Annotated in this window: 13 protein-coding genes; all 13 read left to right on the top strand. The window is 39.6% G+C overall.

Annotated elements, in window-relative coordinates; translation table 11 throughout:
• The first annotated feature begins 40 nt into the window (after positions 1 to 40).
• The 13 genes from EO118_RS08610 to EO118_RS04085 all read left to right on the top strand — a co-directional run bounded on the left by EO118_RS08610 (position 41) and on the right by EO118_RS04085 (position 18,822).
• Entirely contained in the window at positions 41 to 811 is a 771-nt protein-coding gene (locus EO118_RS08610; protein WP_164723849.1) for a YgcG family protein, read from the top strand.
• Between the two features lie 190 nt (positions 812 to 1,001).
• Positions 1,002 to 1,139: a rubredoxin gene (locus tag EO118_RS04140; protein ID WP_009354175.1), complete on the top strand. Its 138-nt coding sequence runs from the start codon at positions 1,002 to 1,004 to the stop codon at positions 1,137 to 1,139.
• A 178-nt stretch (positions 1,140 to 1,317) separates the two neighbouring features.
• On the top strand, positions 1,318 to 1,830 hold the full coding sequence (locus EO118_RS04135; protein WP_127068767.1) for a DUF177 domain-containing protein: 513 nt from the start codon (positions 1,318 to 1,320) through the stop codon (positions 1,828 to 1,830).
• A gap of 32 nt (positions 1,831 to 1,862) precedes the next feature.
• Positions 1,863 to 2,042 carry a 50S ribosomal protein L32 gene (rpmF, locus tag EO118_RS04130; RefSeq protein ID WP_009354192.1) on the top strand — a complete coding sequence of 60 codons (180 nt, stop codon included), beginning with the start codon at positions 1,863 to 1,865 and terminating at the stop codon, positions 2,040 to 2,042.
• Positions 2,043 to 2,172: 130 nt separating this feature from the next.
• A complete protein-coding gene (locus tag EO118_RS04125; protein ID WP_127068766.1) occupies positions 2,173 to 3,459 on the top strand; it encodes a manganese-dependent inorganic pyrophosphatase in 1,287 nt (428 codons plus the stop codon).
• A 64-nt stretch (positions 3,460 to 3,523) separates the two neighbouring features.
• A complete protein-coding gene (gene pcrA / locus EO118_RS04120) occupies positions 3,524 to 5,707 on the top strand; it encodes a DNA helicase PcrA (protein ID WP_127068765.1) in 2,184 nt (727 codons plus the stop codon).
• 12 nt (positions 5,708 to 5,719) lie between these two features.
• Positions 5,720 to 7,708, top strand: a complete 1,989-nt coding sequence (gene ligA, locus EO118_RS04115; RefSeq protein WP_127068764.1) for an NAD-dependent DNA ligase LigA — start codon at positions 5,720 to 5,722, stop codon at positions 7,706 to 7,708.
• Positions 7,709 to 7,775: 67 nt separating this feature from the next.
• The gene (locus tag EO118_RS04110; protein WP_127068763.1) at positions 7,776 to 8,228 is read left to right on the top strand and encodes a PaaI family thioesterase; all 453 of its coding nucleotides are present in this window, start codon (positions 7,776 to 7,778) and stop codon (positions 8,226 to 8,228) included.
• Between the two features lie 17 nt (positions 8,229 to 8,245).
• The gene (gene pheS, locus EO118_RS04105) at positions 8,246 to 9,268 is read left to right on the top strand and encodes a phenylalanine--tRNA ligase subunit alpha (protein WP_127068762.1); all 1,023 of its coding nucleotides are present in this window, start codon (positions 8,246 to 8,248) and stop codon (positions 9,266 to 9,268) included.
• Positions 9,269 to 9,277: 9 nt separating this feature from the next.
• Positions 9,278 to 11,722 carry a phenylalanine--tRNA ligase subunit beta gene (gene pheT / locus EO118_RS04100; RefSeq protein ID WP_127068761.1) on the top strand — a complete coding sequence of 815 codons (2,445 nt, stop codon included), beginning with the start codon at positions 9,278 to 9,280 and terminating at the stop codon, positions 11,720 to 11,722.
• 73 nt (positions 11,723 to 11,795) lie between these two features.
• Positions 11,796 to 14,249, top strand: coding sequence for a DUF3656 domain-containing protein (locus EO118_RS04095; RefSeq protein WP_127068760.1), 2,454 nt, complete (start codon positions 11,796 to 11,798; stop codon positions 14,247 to 14,249).
• Positions 14,249 to 16,624: an endonuclease MutS2 gene (locus tag EO118_RS04090; protein ID WP_127068759.1), complete on the top strand. Its 2,376-nt coding sequence runs from the start codon at positions 14,249 to 14,251 to the stop codon at positions 16,622 to 16,624. Before EO118_RS04095 ends, EO118_RS04090 begins: the two co-directional genes overlap by 1 nt.
• A 95-nt stretch (positions 16,625 to 16,719) precedes the next feature.
• Entirely contained in the window at positions 16,720 to 18,822 is a 2,103-nt protein-coding gene (locus tag EO118_RS04085; RefSeq protein WP_127068758.1) for a transglycosylase domain-containing protein, read from the top strand.
• Positions 18,823 to 18,824 lie beyond the last annotated feature (2 nt).

The following is an 18,824-nucleotide window of genomic DNA, read 5'->3' as shown; positions in this document are numbered from 1 at the left end:
TAGGGTGTATGACAGAGGTTACTTATGATGAGGAGGTTGGATGAGGAGAAAATTTGCATGGTCTACGATTCTTAGTGCTGTATTTGTAACGACGCTGTTGTTTTTTTGCAGTCTATCTGTGCTTGCCTTAGATGTGCCCAATCCGCCTAAGAATGGATATGTATTAGATCAAACACAAACTCTGACAAAAGAAGAAATATATACCATGAACCATATGGGCTTAGAACTTCAAAAGAAAACAAAAGCGCAAATTGCAGTCTTATTGATTCCGACCTTAGATGGTGAGGATGTATCAGATTACGCGAACCGTGTCTTTCGTGCTTGGGGAATTGGTGACAAAGAAAAAAATAATGGAGTACTTTTTTTAATTGCCCTAAAGGACAAGCAAATGCGCATTGAAGTAGGCTATGGATTAGAAGGTGCTATCAATGATGGGAAAGCTGGAGAAATCCTAGATCAATATGCTATACCGTACTTTCAAAAAGGAAAGTTTGGACCTGGCGTCATGGAAACCTATAAAGTGCTAGTAGGTGAGGTCAGCAAAGAGTATGGAGTGAGTATTGATGGCAGTCGAATCCATGCAAAGCAAGATTCTATTGAACTAAGTCCTTTCCAATTATTGTTGATTGGTGTAGGTATCTTGGCCTTAATCATAGTGGATATGACATTTTTGGGCGGAGCAATTACTCAATCTATCCTTTGGATATTGGCCTCTGGTCGTGGAGGTGGATCTGGCCGTTCCGGTGGCGGCGGATTCGGTGGATTTGGCGGTGGCTCCTCTGGAGGTGGAGGAGCCAGTCGTAGATGGTGACAGATATGTATTCGTTGATAATATTCCCTGTGTTGTACCATTGATTTGCTATGCATAGTTTGCAAATAGGTATCTAAAAATAACATAGAAAATGATTGAGAATATATTGAAAGTTTTCGATTGTGGTGGTATACTGTTTACAGATGAAGTATCTGAGACAAATCTTTTAGTACGAAAGGTGGTGCACATAATGGATAAAAAATACGTTTGCGTAGTATGCGGTTGGGTTTACGACGAAGCTGTTGAAGGCGTTAAATTCGAAGATCAACCAGCTGATTACCTTTGCCCAGTTTGTGGGGTTGGTAAAGACCAATTCGAAGAAATGTAATTAATTTTTCGATAAATTAATCCACATACATAAGGGCTCTCCATAAGGAGAGCTCTTTTTCACATGAGCGTTGAGTGCTATGTCTTGTATGAGTTTTATGAAAACTTAACAACATATAGGGGCTAGCATTTGACAAAGATAGTATAGGTAGCTATAATAGTATAGTCGAGGTAAAATTATGAAACTGCAAGTAGAGCAAGCAAAAGAACAGATTGGACGTGTTGTCCCTTTTCTATGTACGACATCAGGTAATGATCTTGGTGACGTATCTGCTTTTCCTTGGAGCCGTCATGATATAACCATTAGTGGTGAGCTTCGTTATGATGGTCAACATTATGTGGTGAATGGTACCATAACAACAAATGGACAATATGAGTGCTCAAGATGCTTAACCGATACTAATTATACCCATACTGTTCCATTTGAAGAGACTTTTGGTGTTACACATTCCAACAATGGAGACGATGATATAATTTCTTTCGATGGGGAAGAAATTGATCTAACGGAGACCATTCGGGAAACATTAATCATCAATGAGCCCTCTCAAGTGTTATGTCAGGATGATTGCAAAGGATTGTGTGTTCAGTGTGGAGCAGATCAAAATGTTTCACCATGCTCTTGTGAATCCTTTGTGGTAGATCCTCGATTAGCAGTGCTAAGAACATTGCTGAAGGAAGAAAATGATGATTAATACCTAGTGATTATGTTAAGGAGGTGCAGATAATGGCAGTACCAAAGCGTAGACTTTCCAAATGCCGTCGCGATCGTCGTCGTGCTAACTGGAAATTAGAAGTACCTGGTTATGTAGCTTGTCCACAATGTCACGAACCAATGATGCCGCATCGCGTTTGCCCAACATGTGGTTCTTACAAAGGAGAACAAGTAGTTTCTAAAAATGCGTAATAGAAACGAATAAGAAGGCCTTGTAAACTGTTGTTTACGAGGTCTTTTTTGTATGCATTTTATGGTTAATTATGGTATAATAAAGAAACATTGATATATAACTCAAGTGATGATTATACGAGGTGACATTATGTTAAGAGATACAATTTTAGTAACAGGACATAAGAGTCCAGATACAGATTCTATTTGCTCTGCAATTTCTTATGCAAATTTAAAAAATCAAATGGGCTTTTCAGCACAACCAATTTGTGCAGGTCAAGCCAATAAAGAAACATCTTTTGCGTTAAAGTATTTTGGCTTTGAACATCCAGAAATCGTAACTTCTTTTGCTGTAACAGTAGAAGATGTACTAGAAACAATTCCCGCAGTCGATGCAAAAGCAACGTTACAAGATGTGTTAGCATGGCGTAAACAATATGAAATGAACCGCATTCCAGTGGTAGAAAATGGCACTACGTATGTAGGTACGATTACGGCACAACGCTTAATTGATGCGTTAGAAGGCGCTATCAGTGACAATGCGAATGTGACAGCTGGTGAAATTTGTACAAAAACTTCTTGCCAAGTGATTAGCAAAGAAACTAAATTACGTGACTTCAAAGCGAATTCTCACATCGGTGGCTATCCAGTAGTAGACAATGGTACATACTTAGGTATCATTCGTTCTAATGTGGAAGCTCCAAAGCAAAAAACAAAAGTTGTTCTTGTGGACCACAATGAAAAAGTACAAATTATTGACGATATCGAAGAAGCAGAATTAATCGAAAATATCGATCACCATCGTATTGGTGGTTTAGTGACGGATAATCCTATTTTCATTCATTATGAAACTGTAGGATGTACTTGTACAATTCTTGCTAATTTATACTGGCAATATGGTCAAGAGATTCCTAAAAATATTGCAGGGTTGATGTTATCTGCGATTATCTCTGATACAGTATTGTTCCGTTCTCCTACTTGTACTGAAAAAGATAAAGAAACAGCAAGAAAATTAGCAGACATCGCTGGTGTTAACTTAGAAGAGTATGGCATGGAATTATTAAAAGCCGGCTCTGATGTGTCTGACTATTCTGATGAAAAAATTGTTCGCACTGATTTAAAAGAGTTTGAAGCAAATGGTAAAATCATCAGTATTGGGCAAATCCAAGTGATGGATACGACAGATATTTTAGGTCGCAAAGGTTGCTTGTTAAAAGCGATGGAAGAATTGCGCAGTGCTAATAATTACAGTGCTTCTTACTTAATGATTACAAACATTTTAACAGAAGCTACTAATTTAATATTTGTTGGTGATGCGAATGATGTGGTAGCAGCTGCATTTAATGCACAACCTGTGGACAATGAAGTATATTTAGAACATACATTATCCCGTAAAAAACAAGTAGTACCACCAATCGTGGGCGCTATGAAAGGCTAATCTATAATAGGGGGTGCGTTGTAGTGAAACACAGCGCACCCTTGTTATATGCAAGAGAGGTATTATGATATTTGACGGTTTAAATAAAGAGCAACAAGAGGCAGTATACGCAACTGAAGGGCCTCTTCTTATATTGGCTGGTGCTGGATCAGGTAAAACACGAGTGTTAACATATCGTATCGCCTATTTGTTGACACAAGGGGTAAGCCCCTATGAAATTTTAGCCATCACATTTACTAATAAAGCAGCAAAAGAAATGAAAGAACGTGTGGAAACCTTAGTAGGGGATACAGCACACCGTATTTGGCTTAGTACATTCCATTCTTTTTGTGCTAAATTTTTGCGCTTTGAACTAGATTCCTTCATGGGATATAGTAAAAACTTTTCCATCTACGATTCTAGTGATTCTCAAGCAGTTATAAAACAAGCAATTAAAGCACTAAATTTAGATGATAAATATTACCCTGTAGGGGCTATGCAATCACAGATTAGCGATGCAAAAAATAGAATGAAATTAGCTAAGGATTTCCGCAGTGAAGCTCGTGACTTTTATTCACAACAAGTGTCTAAGGTGTACGATTATTATGAAGCCGAATTGCGAAAAAATAATGCTTTAGATTTTGATGATTTATTGCTAGTAGCTGTTAAATTATTACAAGAAAATCCAGTCGTACTAGAAAAGTACAGTCATCGTTTCCGTTATATTATGATCGATGAGTATCAAGATACAAACCATGCACAGTATACATTAGCATCTTTATTAGCTTCTAAATGGAATAATCTATGCGTGGTAGGTGATGTGGATCAAAGTATCTATGCATGGCGTGGTGCTGATATTCAAAATATCTTGGACTTTGAAAAAGATTATCCTAAGGCAAAGCTTATTAAATTAGAGCAAAACTACCGGTCTACGAAAACAATTTTAGAGGCGGCTAATGCGGTCATTGATTACAATGAGGGGCGCCCTGAAAAAGTGTTGTGGACAGATAAAGGAGAAGGTGCCAAAATCCGTCATTTTGAAGCCCAGTCGGAGCAAGAAGAAGGAGCTTTCATAGGAGATACGATTAAAAAGCAAAGAGAAATTCATAATCGAAGTTATGGAGAGATGGCTATTTTATATCGTACTAATGCACAGTCTCGTGTGCTAGAAGAATCCATGATTAAACGCGGTATTCCTTATACAATGGTAGGAGGCACCAAGTTCTACGATCGTAAAGAAATCAAAGATATTTTGGCGTACTTGCGTATTTTAATCAATCCATTTGATGATATCTGCTTACAACGCATTATTAATGTACCAAAACGTAGTATTGGATTAACTACAGTAGGAAAATTGCAAGATTTTGCAAGAGAAACGAATAATTCACTATTTATGACATTGAGTCAATTGAACCAAATTCCTACGATAAAAGGTAAAACGAAAGAAAAGTTAGAAGAGTTTATGGGGTTAATTTTTACCTTAGTCAACGAGGCCACAGAGCTTTCTGTACAAGGTATTATTGAGGCCGTATTAGATCGGACTGGATATGTAGTGGAACTAGAGAATAGTACAGACCCACAAGACCAAGCTCGGTTGGAAAATATTGGTGAGTTGGTGTCGGTAGCCAAAGAGTTTATGGATACAAATCCAGAAGGTACTTTACAAGACTTTCTTGAGCAAGTGGCGTTAGTGAATGATGTAGATTCCTTTGAACAAGAGGAATCCAAAGTGACATTAATGACATTGCATGCTGCAAAAGGACTAGAGTTCCCCGTGGTATTCTTAGCTGGTTTAGAAGAAGGATTATTTCCGCATAGCCGTACGTTGATGAATCCTGAGGAAGTAGAAGAAGAACGCCGTATTGCCTACGTAGGGATTACGAGAGCCGAAGAAGAGCTATATGTATCCAATGCCACTACACGGACTGTATTTGGTAAAACTACAGGGTATTTACCATCTCGTTTCTTAAAAGAAATTCCGAGTGAGCTTGTAGAGGAAGTACGTCCAAAACGAACTGTGAAGGAAGAATTACAACGAAATGTACCATTCCATCAATCTGTAGCGAATCGACCTGTTACAAAACCTATGATTCGTAATCCACAGGTAGTAGATTGGACTGTGGGAGATACTGCTATCCATGCTAAATGGGGCGAAGGAACTGTAGTGGATGTAGTTGGTGAAGGTGCCAATGTAAAACTAAAAATTGAGTTCCCTACACAGGGATTACGACAAATTATGGCTAAGTTCGCTCCTATACGAAAAAAATAAGGAAATCATACAATGAGTATTCAAGAAGACATTCAACAATTACAAAAAGAATTAGCCCATCATGCGTATTTATATTATGTGAAAGATGCTCCCATTATTTCTGACTATGACTATGATGTATTATATCGAAAATTAGTAGAGTTAGAAACAGCACATCCAGAGTATATTGTGCCGACCTCTCCTACACAACGTGTGGGAGCCAAGGTGGAAGGAAGCTTTGAAAAAGTAGTACATGGACAACGAATGCTCAGCTTGGGCAATGTGTTTAATGATGCTGAAGTAGAACAATTTGGGGCACGCTGTGAAAAGGAGCTAGGTCATGCACCACAATATGTAGTGGAATTGAAGATTGATGGCTTAGCGGTTAACTTACATTATGAAAATGGTCTCTTTGTACGTGCGGTCACACGTGGTGACGGTCGTGTAGGGGAAGATGTGACAGCGAATGTAAAAACCATTCAGTCTATTCCATTAGTCATTGACAATGCGCCTCCTTTTATTGAAATTCGTGGAGAAGCCTATATGCCGCATAAGGAGTTCAAACGAATCAATGAAGAACGAGAAGAAGCAGGTTTGCAAACCTTTGTGAATCCTCGTAATGCGGCAGCAGGGTCGTTGCGCCAACAAGATCCAGCTATTACGGCAAGCCGAAACTTAGATTTTTTTGCCTATGCGATTGGTTCATCAGAAGGATCTAACATACATACACAACAGGAATTATTAGAGCAACTCGAAGCTTTTAAATTTCATGTCAATCCTCACTATAAAGTGTGTCAATCCATAGCAGAGGTTGTGGAGCATATTCATTACTGGGAGGTAGAGCGACATAACTTGCCTTATGATACAGATGGTATGGTGATAAAAATAAATGACTTTGAAGACCAAGAGACATTGGGGACCACAGCGAAGGACCCGAAATGGGCGACCGCATTCAAGTATCCACCAGAAGAAGTGGAAACGATTGTGAAGGACATTACAATCAATGTAGGGCGTACAGGGGTGTTGACGCCAACTGCAGAATTAGAATCTGTTTTTGTGTCTGGTACGAATGTGTCACGAGCCACATTGCATAATGAGGACTTTATCAAAGAAAAAGACATCCGTATTGGTGATACGGTGCGTATTCATAAGGCGGCGGAAATTATTCCAGAGGTAATTTCTGTAGTGGTAGATAAACGAAAATCGGATTCTGTGCCTTATGAAATGCCCAATGCTTGTCCGGTATGTGAATCTCCTACGGTGCGCCGTGAAGGAGAAGTGGCCATTTATTGTAGTAATGAACATTGCCCAGCGGTAGAGAAGGAAGGTATCATTCACTTTGCATCCCGTGATGCCATGAACATTGATGGATTAGGTCCTAGTATTGTAGAAGCGCTAGTGACAAATCATTGTATTGAAACGGTAGTAGACTTATATCATTTGAAGGAAGAGGATATTACATCCTTAGAGCGAATGGGCAAAAAGTCGGCGCAAAACCTACTAAAAGCGATTGATGACTCTAAAGAACGTGGCTTAGGTCGAGTTTTATTTGGACTGGGTATACGTTTAATTGGTGCAAAAGCGGGGCAAACCATTGCGAAATACTTTACTTCCATTGATAGCTTAATGAATGCCACCATAGATGAGTTGACTAATATTGATGAAATAGGACCTACCATGGCGAAAAGTTTGGTAGAATATTTTGGAAATGAACGAAATCGCCAATTGATTGAAGGGCTACGTCATGCGGGAGTACGGTTAGAAGAGGAAGTGCAAGAAGCCGCGGGCAATGAACTGGAAGGACAGATCATTGTATTGACTGGTAAGCTTATTTCCATGGGACGTTCTGAAGCAGCGGCAATTTTAGAAGCTCATGGAGCGAAGGTAACAGGTTCTGTCAGTAAAAAAACTACTTTGGTCATTGCCGGTGACGATGCAGGTAGTAAATTAACAAAAGCAGAACAATTGGGGATCCCTGTGATGGATGAACAAGGATTATTAGATTTAATCAAGGATTTCTAAGCTATCTATTGATAATGAGGTAGACTTTCCTCTATAATAAAAAGATGAGCTTAGAAAGGTTAACTATATGGAACATAGAACATTATTAGAATACTTTCAAGAGCATACAAGTTCACATCCTTTTGAGGTGCTACATCATGTCACACTTAAGAATGTGTCACCAGGACATGTGGAACTAGACTTTCATAGTGAAGAAGCATTGCACAGTAATCCGCGAGGCGATGTGTATGGTGGGGTACATTTGAGTCTATCAGATTATCTCATGGGATTGGCTTGTATTACACTAGGAAAGCAAGTGACAACGGCTCAAATTAATGGTAATTTTGTGAAATCATTGCCGAAGAATGCAAGAATCCGTGGTGTATCCAATGTGGAGCACAAAGGTCAAAGTACGATGGTTACATCCTGCCGTTTGTATAATGATATGGGAGAACTTGTCTATATGGGAAGTGGAACGTTTATGGTTCTTGACGATTTGGTATTACCAGAATTGCCATGGTCGTTGTTAGATGAAGAATAGTTGGAGGATAGGAATCAATGAAAGAACAATTGCAAGCATTGCAAGAGAAAGCAATCGCCCAAATTCAAGGGGCTGCGAACTTGCAGGAATTACAAGATATTCGTGTTACCTATTTAGGTAAAAAGGGAGAAGTGACATCCTTATTAAAAGGATTGGGTAAACTATCTCCAGAAGAGCGTCCTGCTATGGGTGCCTTGGTAAATACAGTGCGTGTAGTGTTGGAAGAAGCTTTAGATACAGTACAACAAGAAATGGAAGCTGCTGTATTGGCAGCTAAATTAGAACAAGAAACCATTGATATTACATTACCAGGTCGTCCTGTTCGTAAAGGCCATTTACATCCATTAACACAAATCAACGAAGAAATTGAACAGTTTTTTGTGTCTATGGGCTATGCTGTAGAAGAAGGTCCTGAAATTGAGTCAGACTATTTTAACTTTGAATGCTTGAATTTAGCGGCAGATCATCCAGCTCGTGATATGCAAGATTCTTTCTATATTACCGATTCCGTATTACTTCGTACCCATACATCTCCAGTGCAAGCGAGAACATTGCAAGGTAGCGAAAAAAATGCACCTATCCGCATGATCGCACCGGGAAAAGTATATCGTTGGGACTATGATGCTACACATTCTCCAGTATTCCATCAAGTAGAAGGTCTTGTTATTGATAAACATATTACCTTCTCTGACTTGAAAGGAACCTTGGAGTTGTTCTTGAAACACATGTTTGGTGAAGATACAGCTGTACGTTTCCGTACAAGTTTCTTCCCTTTCACAGAACCAAGTGCAGAAGTAGATATTTCTTGTTGCATGTGCCACGGTGAAGGATGCCGTGTATGCTCTCATACAGGGTGGTTAGAAATTCTTGGTTGTGGTATGGTCCATCCTAATGTATTGAAATTGAATGGCTATGATCCAAATGAAGTACAAGGCTTTGCCTTCGGCATGGGCGTAGAACGTATTGCAATGTTGAAATATGGTATTAATGATTTACGTTTATTCTATGAAAATGATAAACGTTTCTTAACGCAATTCTAGGAGGTTACCGTGAAAGCTAGTTTACAATGGATGAAAGACTATGTATCTGTGAATCTTGGCGAGAACCCTCAAGAATTTGCAGATGCCTTAACACAAGCTGGGATCCCAGTAGAAGAAGTGATTAACTGTGATACAGGTATTAAAAAAATCTATACAGGAAAAATTGTAGAAATTACAAAACATCCTGATGCAGATAAATTACAAGTGTGCCAAGTAGAATGCTTAACAGAAGAAGGTGAGCCGGTTACGAAACAAATCGTAACAGCAGCTACGAATGTGGCAGTGGGACAAATCGTTCCTGTAGCGTACCATAAATCTCGTTTAGCAGATGGTACAGAAATTAAAAAAGGTAAACTTCGTGGACAAACATCAGAAGGCATGTTCTGTTCTGTAGCAGAATTTGGCTTATCTACAGATGTAGTGTTACCAGAAGAAGCAACTGGTATTTATATCTTCCCTGAAGGTACAGCTATTGGACAAGATGTAAAAGAAGTGCTAGGTCTTAATGATGTAGTCTATGAATTTGAGTTGACGCCAAACCGTGCCGATTGTTTCTCCATGGTTGGTTTAAGCCGTGAATTTGCCGTATTAGATAAAACAGAAGCTACATTCCCAGAGGTAACAGTGCAAGAAGAGGGACCATCTATAGAAGGTCGTTTGAATATTTCTATTGCTGATACAGAGTTATGTTCTCGTTTCATGGGACGTTTGATTGAAAATGTAAAAGTTCAAAAATCTCCATTATGGTTACAAAATCGTTTGCGTAATTGCGGTATTCGTCCTATCAATAATGTGGTGGACGTAACGAATTATGTGATGTTAGAATTAGGTCAACCAATGCATGCTTACGACTATGATCATCTTCATGGACATAGTTTAGTGGCTCGTAAAGCTACAGAGGGAGAAGTGATTCAAACCTTGGATAGCAATGATCGTACATTAGCAAATACGATGCTAGTTATTGCTGATACTGACCGTCCTGTAGGGGTAGCTGGTGTGATGGGTGGTGCTGATAGTGAAGTGTCCAATGAAACAACAACGGTTGTATTGGAAGCTGCTGTATTTAATGGAGCATCTATTCGCCGTACCTCTCGTGCATTAGGCTTGCGCTCTGAAGCATCTGGTCGTTTTGAACGTGGTGTGAATAGCGAAGTGACACCACTAGCGTTAGATCGGGCAGCACAATTGTTATTGGAAATCACACCAGGCGCTACTGTAGCAAAAGGTGTGATTGATGTATATGCAGCGCCAAAAGAAGTGCGTACAGTGTCTTTCACGAGTGAAGCTGTGAATTCGTATTTAGGTACTAATATTGCAGAAGAAGAGATGATTACTATCCTAACAACTTTATCCTTCGACGTGAAAGTTGATGGTGAGGCATTAGTGGCTACTATCCCATCTTGGCGTGATGATGTAACAGGAATGCCAGATATTGCAGAAGAAGTAGCACGTATTCACAACTATGATAATATCGTGCCTACTACACCATTGGCACGAATCCAAACGGGAACAGTATCTCCTATGCATGCGTTAGTACATGATGTAAAACATGCTTTGGCTGAAGCTGGTTTAGATGAAATTATTACTTTTAGTTTCATGCATAAAGATAGTTTGCAAGATTTGTTAATTCCTGAAACAGATAGCAGACATCAAGCGATTCCTATTCTAAACCCAATTTCCGAAGAGTTCCCTGTGATGCGTACTACTTTAGTACCTAGCGTATTAGAAACAGCAAAACGCAATGTAGCTCAAAAGAATTTAGATTTAGCCGTTTTTGAAGTGGCTGCTGTGTACGAACCTAAGGCATTGCCGCTTACAGAATTGCCAAATGAACGCATGATGGCAGCAGGGGTTATCCTAGGCAAATGGGATCGCCAAGAATGGAATGTACCGGCTAGAAATGTAGATTTCTATGATCTAAAAGGTATTATTGAATCTGTACTGGCTAATCTTGGTGTTGAAAATTATACAATTAGCCGTAGTAAAGAGTATTATTTACACCCAGGTGTGAGTGCTAGTATCTCTGTAGAGGGTGTTGAAATTGTACGCTTTGGTGAATTACATCCACAAGTAGCAAGTCATTATGACATTAGTGGTAAAGCATATTTATTTGAAATGGATTTAGAAGCATTGTTACAAGTGAACCGTAAAGGAATTTCGTTTAGAGCAATTTCTAAATTCCCTGGCACTAGTCGTGACTTAGCGATTGTAGCGCCAAAAGAAGTGCAAGCTATTGATGTGTTAGAAGTGATGAAACAAGAAGGCGGCGAATATCTTGAGAGTGTTCGTATCTTTGATGTATACGAAGGGGAACATATCCAAGAAGGATATCGTAGCTTGGCGTATACCTTGTCTTTCCGTTCTCATGAAGGTACATTAGTAGATGCTGATATTGAAGATAGAATCCAAGCGATGTTAGCAAAATTAGCAGACAAAGGTTGCACTTTACGATAATACGTAAATCCTACGGGATGTAACAATCGGTCATCTCTCTTATGGGATGACCGATTTATTATAAGGAGTTGTGATGGAATTATTAGCCCCAGCAGGGACAATGGAAAACTTTATGGCCGCCCTTGAAGCAGGGGCTGATGCCATTTATTTAGGCGGTAAGGTCTTTAATGCGCGCTCTCATGCAGGAAATTTTGACTATGATGAGTTGCGAGAGGCTTTGCGCCTAGCACATATATTACAAGTGGGTATTTATGTAACTGTGAATATTCTAGTAGGTGACCGTGAAAGCAAAGCTTTGGCAGAGCATCTACGGGAGTTAGAACGCATTGGTGTAGATGGCATTATTGTGCAAGATCTTGGTGTTGCAAGAATAGCACGACAAGTAGCACCTACCTTAGAGTTACACGGTAGTACACAAATGACAGCTACTAATTTGGAGACTGTACAATTTTTAGAACGATTGGGATTTACTAGAGTTGTTTTATCTAGGGAATTAAGTTTAGATGAGATCCGTCATATTTGTAAACATGCAAAAGCGGAAATTGAAGTCTTTATTCATGGAGCTCTTTGTATTTCTTATTCCGGACAATGTTTGATGAGTAGTTTTATCGGTGGGCGCAGTGGGAATAGGGGTTCTTGTGCACAGCCGTGTCGATTGCCGTATCAACTGGTTACAGTAGATGGTGAGCAGATCACCCATGATAAAGAAACCTATATTATGAGCCCTAAGGATTTGAACTATAGTGCGTATATGAAAGAACTCATAGAAGCTGGTGTGGCCTCTTTCAAAGTAGAAGGTCGCATGAAAAAGGTATCCTATGTACATGAAGTGATTGGTACCTATCGGACCATTATCGATCGTACCGGACAGGCTACTGCAGAAGATTTTGCTCGTTTGGAAGAGGGATTTAATCGTGGCTTTTCGACTGCCTATTTAGAAAATAATGGTTCCAAGTCCATGATGACCATCAGTGCACCTAACCATTTAGGGAAATACCTTGGGGATGGATATGTTAAAGGACGTAGTTTGACGATAGAAACTACAGAAACAATTGCTGTAGGAGATTTACTGAAGGTCATTGCCCATACAGGTGATGTACACTACATTACAGTTGCCGAAGATATGACAGGTCATCATTCGGTATATAAGATTCCACTTAATGAAAGCATGAATTCTGGCAAGGTATACCGTGCCAGTCAAGGGGGATATACGAAACAACGGGGATTAAAAGATTTTACTCGTAAATACAAATCCTATATGTTCTTACATGGCGAAGAAGGTAGCACTGTTTCTTTGACTATGATGTTAGAGTCTGGTCAAACGGTAACGGTTACTGATGAATATATATTACAAATGGCTAATAATAAACCGACATCGACGGAGAAAATTACAGAACAATTAGGCCGTTTAGGGAATACCTTATTTGACTTAGATCATGTAACAGTTCCAGAAGGTCCTTTCATGTGGCCTAGCAGTGTCTTAAATAGTCTTCGTAGAAATGCTGTAGAGGCTATGGAAGAATTGCTAATAGAACAATATGTGGCATCATGGGAAGATCGTAAAGCGAACTTGCCAAGAGGGATGGAATTATTAGGGGATATGACTCAATCTGTAGGACAGGTGTTAGGATTTACGCAGGTTCATACCCTAGAATCTGATACGAAACAATTAGAAATCCTAGTGGATTCTATAGAAGGCGTTCAGCAGGCAGTCAAGACACCAGTAGACCGCATTGTATTTGGAGATCCATTACATAGAATCCCTGTGGCACAGACGGCCTATGAGGAGATTGTACAGCTTTGCCGAGATGCTAATAAAAGAATTATCTTTAGTACGCCGAGGGTAATTAAGGATAATGAAAGTACAGCATTTAAGGAAATGGTAGCTCACATGGTACAAGCCAAGCCAGATGGAATTCGAGTGCATTTCTTAGGCGCTTTGGAAGTGTTACATCAATTGGGATATACAGGTGTAGTGGAAGGTGATACGGGATTGCAAACGTTTAACTCTCACACATTAGGTATACTAAATGATTTAGGATTTAGTACTGTCAATGTATCCTTAGAGGCTACATTACGTCAAATGAATACGATGGCAAATAAAGGGATTATGCCTATTGGTGCTATTGTACAGGGCCGTGTAGAATTGATGATTTCAGAGTATTGTCCAATCAGTAGCTTTGCAGGCACTGGGTATAAACGGGGGTGTCCATTGGTGTGCACGAAAAAAGACTATGCCTTACAGGATAGAAAAGGTGAGTTATTTCCTATCTATACAGATCCATTTTGCCGTACCCATATTATGAATAGTCGAGAATTAGATATGAAAAGCTATATTGATGACTTACGACGTTCTGGATTGCAGCGCTTAGTGATTGATGGAAGACAACGAACTCCTAAATGGATTGCTAAAGAGATGAGTATGTATCACCAATTACTGGAGGGGTCTGTGAAAGCACCGAGCAAAGAAGGAGCTACACATATTACACGGGGACACTTTTTTAAAGGAATTTTAGGGGAATCATAATGAATAGTGAACAAGTCTTAGACTTTCAACATATACGGCAAAAGTTAGCGGATGTGTGTTCCTCTGCTATCGCTAAAGAATATGCACTTAATCTGCAACCTATGCACAACCGTCAAAAAATTGAAGATGCTCTAGATGAAACAGTGGAAGCTATACGTTCCTTAGAGCAAGAAGTGGAGCAACCCATCAGTGGCACGAAGGATATTCGCACCACTTGCTCCAAGAGTCGTAAAGAAATTATTTTGACTCGTGAAGAGCTATGGGATTTACACACTACGATTTTAGCGTATAATCGGATGCATCGTTTTTTTAAAGAAAAATATTTGCTTTACCCATTACTATCTTTGTGGGTGCAGGATTTACCAAGTCATGACAAGTTGACAAAACGCTTTGAAAGAACTTTTGATGCGTACGGTGTATTATTGGATAGTGCTACACCAAAATTACAACAGTTACGTATAACTATGAGTCGTACAAAGAATGCTATTAAAAATGATCTACAACGAATTTTGCAAGATAAGGACAATCAAAAATATTTCCAAGAAGCCATTGTTACTATGCGTAACAATCGATACGTCATTCCTGTAAAACAAGAATACCGAGGAGCATTTCCTGGTCTTATCCATGACAGATCTGCTACAGGTGCGACCTTATATATCGAGCCTATGCGATTGGTGGATTTAAACAATGAATTACAAGAGGCTACCTTAGCAGAGGAACAGGAAGTACTTCGTATTTACAAAGAATTAACAGAGTTGGTACGAGCTCATGCAGATACATTATTAGATGCATGTAAACGTGTATCCCATGTAGAATTTGTCTATGGAAAAGCAGAATTAGCCATACGGATGAAAGCCGTCCGTGCCATCATCAGTCAAGGTCGAGAAGTGAATTTACTACAAGCGCGTCATCCTATGCTAGCTCCGAATGTGGTAGTTCCTACTACCATCACTTTAGGGACGAAGTATCGTATTTTGTTGATTACAGGTTCCAATACAGGTGGTAAAACAGTGTCTCTAAAAACATTGGGGTTGTTGGCGTTAATGAACCAAAGTGGATTATGTATTCCAGCTGACAGCGGATCTACCTTACCAATCTTTCATCATATCTATGCAGATATTGGAGATGAACAAAGTATTGAAGCCAGCTTGAGTACATTCTCTGCCCATATGTCGCAGGTAATTCGGATACTGAAAAAGGTAGGACCAAATGATTTAGTGTTACTAGATGAATTAGGTTCTGGTACGGATCCAGAAGAAGGAAGTGCCTTAGGGATTGCCATTATTGAATACTTCCGGAAAAAGGGAGCACTCATGATGGTGAGTACCCACTATAATGAGCTAAAAACATATGCATACCAAACAGAAGGCGTAGAAAATGGTCATGTAGAGTTTGATGAAAGGACTTTACGCCCTACATACCGTTTACATATTGGCGTAGCAGGTAGTTCGCATGCACTTAGCATTGCGGCTCGTTTAGGATTACCACAAGAAGTGGTAGACTTAGCACGAACACAATGGGAGTTGAATGGACGCAGTGCTATGGAAGATATGCTTCGTGAGTTAAATCAAGAGCTTAGAAAAACACAAGAGCGTGAACGTGCTTTGAAAAAAGAACAAGAAGAAGTTCGTCGCATGCGTACGCAAGTGATGCGAGATAAAAAAGCATTACAAGATAAGAAAAAAGTAATCTTGGAAAAAGCTCGTGAAGAAGCGCAAAATATGAAGCGCTCCGTTCGTATTGAAAGTGAACAAATCATTAAAGAGTTAAAAGGTTCTTTCAATGAAACGGATAAACAAAAGCGACAAGATGCTATTTCTAAGGCTAGAAAAGGCGTTTCCAATGTAGCTGTTCCTACAGGTGTTATAGAAAAACGAGAACGTTTAGATGTGACGAAGGTAAAAGTAGGGGATGTAGTGTTCTTAGATAACTTACAATCCTTAGGGACGATATTGGATATCCAAGGAAAGCGGATTCAAGTGGATATGAATGGATTGACGGTCACTGTTAAAGAGAAAGATTTACTGGCAGCCACTCGTGAGGAAGCTAGTGCCTTATTGCGTAAAGAAAACCCTGCACCTATGTCCAATCGTCAGCGGAAGCGATCTGGTATGGCGGTTATTCGTCAACAACAAGCCTCTACGGAGTTAAATATTATTGGTAGAACAGTAGATGAAGCCGTTGTAGAAGTGGGACGATTTATAGATCAAGCTATACTAGCTGGTTTAAATTCGGTGCGTATTGTTCATGGTAAAGGAACAGGTGCGCTCCGAGCGGGTGTTCATGACTATTTACGAACCTTGCCAGGCATTAAAAGTTATGACCTAGCAAGTCTAGATGAGGGTGGTGCTGGCGCTACCACAGTCATCCTATAGAATCGCTGAGAGCAATTCGATTTGTACAAACATTAGCAAATAGAGTATAATTAAGGGTGTTCTATAGGAAATAATGAGCTTTAGAGAGGTGACATATGAATCCTAGTTCATCAAGACCCATTCCTCCTCGGAGACGAGTTGTGAAAAAGAAACCAGTGAAGAAGAAATCATCATGGAAACGTTCCTTTTGGTTGTTCTTCATCTTATTTATATTAATTGTAGCAGGAGCAGGCTGTGGCTTTTTAGGCGCTACCATGTCTTCCTTACCAGATGTAGGCAATGTAAAACCTGCGGCGTCATCTCAGATTTATGATGCTAATGGAGATTTGATTACTACCGTTCATTCAGAGGAAAATCGCTTGCCAGTAAAATTGGCGGATATTCCTCAAAAGTTCCAAGATGCGTTTATTGCTACGGAAGATAATCGATTCTACAGTCATCACGGCATCGACCCTATCGGTATTTTACGTGCTGTATGGGTAAATATTGTTCATGATGGAGTGGCAGAGGGTGGCTCTACCATTACTCAACAGCTAGCTCGTAATGCTTTCTTAACACAAGATCGTACGTTTAAGCGTAAGATTATGGAAGCATTATTGGCATTGCGCATTGAACAGCATTATACAAAAAAAGAAATCCTAGAAATGTACATGAACCAAATTTACTTTGGTCAAGGTGCGTATGGTGTGCAAACAGCATCTCATGTCTATTTTGGTAAGGACGTACAAGATTTATCTTTAGCACAAATGTCGATTCTAGCAGGCTTGCCACAAAGTCCTAACTATTACTCTCCATTTAATAATTTAAAAGCAGCAAAAGCTCGACAAGCCGTTGTATTGGGGCAGATGGTAAAATATGATTACTTGTCCCAAGCTGATGCAGAAGAGGCAAAACAAGCAGATATCCACCTGTTGGATAAACCGCAATCCACTAATAGTTATGGTAGCATGGGATACTTTGTTAACTATGTCATCAATGAAGTGTCGGAACGCTATGGTGATAATGCAATTTATAAAGAAGGTATGAAAATTTATACCACCATCGACATGAAAGCCCAACGTGCTGCAGAAAAAGCGATGGAAAACTTGCCAGATTATTATACTGATGAAAATGGTTTGCGACAGCCACAAGGGGCTTTGATTTCTATAAATCCTCATAATGGACATATTGTAGCCATGGTGGGTGGTAGAGGAACAGATTCCTTTAACCGTGCTACTATGGCAGTACGTCAACCAGGTTCATCCTTTAAACCGTTTGTATATTTGGCAGCCTTAAAACATGGCGATAACCCAGGTACTGTGTATGTGGATAAACCGTCGGAGTTCCATGGTTGGAAACCGCAAAACTATTCACGTAAACACTCAGGTGCCATGACGATGCGTAATGCGGTAGCACATTCTAATAATGTGGTAGCTGTATTGGCCGCCGATAAAGTAGGTATGTCCAATGTGCTAGATTTAGCAGAAAAAATGGGTATTACCACATTGGATAAAAAAGGTGATGACAACTTAGCTGTAGCCTTAGGTGGTTTGACGAAAGGCGTTACACCAATAGATATGGCAGTAGCCTATGGCGTGCTTGCTAATAATGGTGTGAAAGTAAAACCTGTATCCATTACAAAAATTGTAGATCGTAATGGCAATATCGTTGAAGAATCATCTATTGATGAAACCCGGGTGGTGGAACCAAAGTATGCGTATATGATGACAAATATGTTGGAATCTGTTATTAAATACGGTACAGGTGGAAACGCTTACTTCGGTCGTCCTGCAGCTGGCAAAACGGGTACCACAGATGAAGAAAAAGATGCTTGGTTTGCTGGATATACACCTGATTTAGTGACAGTAGTTTGGATGGGTGATGACAGTGGTTCTGAAACATTACACGGGACTACAGGTGGTCAAACACCAGCCGTAATTTGGAGACAATACATGCAAGCAGCTTTGGCAGATACACCAGCCTCTAACTTTACAGTACCAGATGGTGTAGGTCCTGAGGCATATGCAGGTAATACAAATCCAGATAAGAAAAAAGATGATAAAGACAAGAAAAAAGACGATAAAGACAAGAAAGATGGAGATGGAGATTTAGATAATGATGATGGTACAACATCAAATGATGAAAGCCCCTCTAAATCAAAAAGTAATAAAGGGAAAGATCCCGTTATTGCCCCTAAATCCTCTAAAAGTTCACAGTAATA

This window comes from Veillonella sp. 3891 (genome assembly GCF_003992315.1).
GTDB lineage: Bacteria > Bacillota > Negativicutes > Veillonellales > Veillonellaceae > F0422.
This window is presented reverse-complemented; position numbering and strand designations above follow the sequence as displayed.